Genomic DNA, 1,524 nt, shown 5'->3' on the forward strand with positions numbered 1-1,524 from the left:
ACCGGCCCCGACGGCACCGACAGCCTGATCAACGTCGAATATTTCCGCTTCGACGACGAAGATGTCCGCATCTGGGACCTGACGATCTGACAGGGCGGGCAGGCAAATATTGCCTGCCCGATATCCAGCCGATAACGTGACGCCCATTCAATTGTCCCGCAACCCATTATAGGCGCACTCGAAACATGAGTAGCATTACTCCATCCGCTATTTCCGGCACCCTCGACCTGGTCCAGTTCGAACTTGCTGATCGCCTGGTGGCGATCCATCGGGGAAGCGTCGCACCAACGGTCAGCAACTGGCAATTCTCGGTCTGGGACAACGCCGGCACGCAACTGGTCCCCTTTACCGATATCAATGCAGGCGGCGATTCCAGCCTGCATGCAATCGGCAATCTCTGGCATGCGCGCGATGACGGCAATGGGGCCTTTACCCTGTTCTATCTGGCCGACACGTTGGGAACCCGGACCCCGACGATGCACAGCTTCGATGCCATGGGGCAAAGCCTCTCGAAAAGCACCTATCAGCTGCCGACCCGCACCATCGACGTGTTCGGAGTATCCATCGAGCAGACGCTGCTCGAATCCTATGCCGAAGCGGTCGACCTGGGGAACGGGCGCATGGCCGCCTTCAATCGCGATGCGGTATTGGGAACCGGCCACACGGTGGTGATCTATGCCGCCGATGGCACCATCGAACGCCGTATCGCCTGGAATGACGCCACGGTGACCGGCACCGGGGCTGGCGCCGTGAACGGGCTCGAGATCACGCGTTCAGGCAACAACCTGTTCGTCTTTCACATGAACACCGGCCTTGGTGGCGACAATGCGTTCGAGGTCTACGGCCGCGTCGTCAATGTGGACGGTTCTTTCGTCACCGATGAGTTCCGGGTATCGGACGGGACGCATACACAGGGGACCTTCGGTTTTGGCAGCGGCGATGTTCAGGCCGAGACCCTGGCCGATGGCAAGGTCGTCGTCGTCTGGGCCAGCAACAAGACCGGCGTCACCGCGGCTGGAGAGCTCGATCTGTGGTATGCCATCTACAACACGGACGGGTCTCTGTTTGCCGGAGACCGGCTGCTGAACACGGGCCTGACGGCCGGGCAGCAGGGACAGCAACGGGTGCATGCCCTCGCCGATGGCGGCTTTGTGGTCACCTATAACACCAATGACAACACCGCTCTGGTGAATACCGGTGTGCTTCAGTGTTTCGATCAGAACGGCAATCCGGTGGGCACGCCGCAAACCGGGCTGCCCCGCTTCCATTTCGCCGAAACCAGCGTGATCTTCGAGAATGGCTTCGGCTATCTGGCTGATGCCGGCGGGCATCTCTACACTGTCCAGCTTCCCTCGGGCGGTGGCGGTGGCGGGACGCCGCCCATCGAAGGCACAAACGCAGGCGAGGCGGTGGCCGGGACGGCGGCGGCGGAGGTGATCAACGCCCTGGGCGGTGCCGACTGGATCACGCCGGGGGGCGGCAATGACACGATCGATGGCGGGGATGGCAATGACATGGTCTCGT

General features: G+C 61.7%; 1 pseudogene. It reads left to right on the forward strand.

The features are described from left to right. Positions 1-185: 185 nt before the first annotated feature. Positions 186-1,524, forward strand: a pseudogene (locus AC2FLM_RS01260) (hypothetical protein); the annotation flags it as partial.

The sequence above is a fragment of the Ruegeria sp. SAZD011 genome, assembly GCF_059612545.1.